Source organism: Chryseobacterium sp. SIMBA_029 (genome assembly GCF_046535275.1).
GTDB lineage: Bacteria > Bacteroidota > Bacteroidia > Flavobacteriales > Weeksellaceae > Chryseobacterium.
The window spans coordinates 1-273 of the sequence record NZ_JAWRXA010000306.1 but is presented as its reverse complement, the minus strand read 5'-3'; the positions used below and the strand labels follow the sequence as shown (position 1 = coordinate 273).

1 pseudogene is annotated in these 273 nt (G+C 33.0%); it reads left to right on the top strand.

The annotated features are described in order from the left end of the window. Positions 1 to 273, top strand: a pseudogene (locus SB679_RS24235) (tRNA (N(6)-L-threonylcarbamoyladenosine(37)-C(2))-methylthiotransferase MtaB); the annotation flags it as partial.

Sequence of the window (273 nt, the reverse complement as noted above, 5' to 3'; positions counted from 1 at the left end):
CTAAGCTATATAATGATAGAGTAAATAAAATCCGTGAGGTAATGCCTGATGCAGCCATTGGTGTGGATGTGATTGTGGGATTCCCCGGAGAAACAGAAGAAAAATTTATGGAAACCTATAATTTCCTTAATGAACTTCCAATTACTTATCTTCATGTATTTACTTATTCTGAAAGAGAAAATACAGAAGCTGCAGCAATGGGTGATGTTGTTCCAATTGCAGAAAGAAAAAAACGTAATAAAATGCTTAGAATTCTTTCTGAAAAGAAAAAAA